Raw genomic sequence first — 1,730 nt, forward strand, 5'->3', positions numbered from 1 at the left:
CGGAAGTGACCGGCGTCGACATCTATCTCGGCATCGGCGGCGCGCCGGAAGGCGTGCTGGCGGCGGCCGCGCTGCGCTGCATCGGCGGCCAGATGCAGGGCCGTCTGCTGCTCGACAGCGATGAGAAGGTGGCGCGCGCCAAGCGCATGGGCATCGAAGAGCCGAACAAGAAGTACGACCTGTTCGAGCTCGCCTCGGGCGACGTCTATTTCGCGGCCACCGGCGTGACCAACGGTTCGCTGCTGTCCGGCGTGCGCTTCGGCTACAAGGGCATCTACACCGAGACCCTCGTGATGCGCTCGGCCACCCGCACCGAACGCTGGATCAAGTCGCGTCATCCCTTCGTGGAGAAGTTCGCCGAGACGAAGTGAGCCTGTCCCGGCCGCAAGGCCGGGTGCGGCGATGCCTTCAGGGAGCGCAGCCACCGGCTGCGCTCCTTTTTTATTGCGCGCAGGCCGGCGTATCATTTCTGCACTTGCGTTTGGGTCGCAGAAGCATGATGCTCTCCGGGCGCGGTACTGCGGGCGGAGGAGCGGGCGACGAGAACAACGCTTCCCACCCGCACCCCGGTGGCCGGCCTCCGCGACACGCGGAGGGGCGGTGCCGCCGGTCGCGCAAGGCAGGGGAGGGTGTCCGGTCGCGGCAGCAACAAGGCCTGCGGTCGGGTGCGGATTGGCGCAGGCAGTGCCTGAGGCCGAAGCCGGCACGGTGCCGGCCCGGCCTGCGGCCGGCCGTGTCGCGGCGAGCGAGGGATGAGCGGCCTGCATGATCGTGTGTTCCTGTAACCGGCTGTCTGACCGTGCGCTGGCGCGTGCCGCAGGCGAGATCGTTGCCGAGCCCGAGCGCGGCGTCATCACACCGGGCGTGGTGTTCCGCACGCTGGGCTGCCGGCCGGACTGCGGCGGCTGCTTTCCGCTGGTCGTGGAAGTGATTCACAAGGCGGCGGTGGAAGCCGAGATTGCCGATGTGCGCGTGGAGCGCTCGGCGCGCTCCGGCCGCGTGCTGCTGTCGGCCCGGCTCGCGGCGGCCCTGAAGGCCGCCGGTGCGCCCTGCGTGCCCGAAGCCGGCACCGGCTGCGGCTGCGGCGCGGACTGTGCGCCCGCGGATGCCACAGCGCCGGAGGCGGCCGGCCCCGCCGTGCCGCACGGGGCGGCGCAGGCTGCGGCGGCGGGCGACGAACCCGCCGCGGCCGGGGATGCGGCCGCCGGCGGCGCCGTGGTGGTCGATCTCGGCGGGCGCCTCGCATCGTCTCATGCGACAGCGGCCGCGGAAGCGCCGCTGCGGCGCACGGCCTGAGCGCGGCTGCGCCGTGCGGCCCGGCCTTTGCGGCGTGGCCGAATGCGCCTGTCGGGCCTCCTGGCCGGCCTTCCGTCCGGCCTCTTGCCCCAACCCTCTCGCCCGAATCCCGCTTGCCTGAATCCTGTTCCCGGCGCCCTTGCCGGGCGTTGCTGCCGCGCTTTTCCGCGCCGGGCTTGCGGTGCGGCAACCTGTCGGCCGGCTGTCGCCAGCCGCCGGCGGCGGCCTGTTACGCAAATTCCCCTATTGCGCCCTTTGAACCGGAATGATTAAACCGGTGCCATACCTTGGGCGGCAGGCCACCGCAGCAGCACGGGCAGTGCCGGAAAAGACGGAGTTCATAATGAAGGGCGATCCGGAAGTCCTGGAGATACTGAATAAGTCGCTGAAGCATGAGCTTGCGGCGATCAATCAGTACTGGCTTCACTATCGCC

2 protein-coding genes and 1 pseudogene are annotated in these 1,730 nt (G+C 70.8%); all 3 read left to right on the forward strand.

The genetic code is table 11. From position 1 onward, the window contains the following. Positions 1–371 (forward strand): fructose-bisphosphatase class II (locus V7067_RS17745; protein ID WP_334177206.1); only part of this gene is annotated, 371 nt, incomplete at its 5' end. A gap of 394 nt (positions 372–765) precedes the next feature. Continuing rightward, a complete protein-coding gene (locus tag V7067_RS17750; RefSeq protein WP_334177207.1) occupies positions 766–1,296 on the forward strand; it encodes a hypothetical protein in 531 nt (176 codons plus the stop codon). A 343-nt stretch (positions 1,297–1,639) separates the two neighbouring features. After that, positions 1,640–1,730, forward strand: a pseudogene (locus tag V7067_RS17755) (bacterioferritin); the annotation flags it as partial.

The organism is Pseudoxanthobacter sp. (assembly GCF_036822375.1).
Taxonomy (GTDB): Bacteria; Pseudomonadota; Alphaproteobacteria; order Rhizobiales; family Segnochrobactraceae; genus Pseudoxanthobacter.

Excerpts from the sequence above, each read along its gene's own strand:
- V7067_RS17750 (WP_334177207.1), top strand. The coding sequence starts at position 766 with ATGATCGTGTGTTCCTGTAACCGGCTGTCTGACCGTGCGCTGGCGCGT.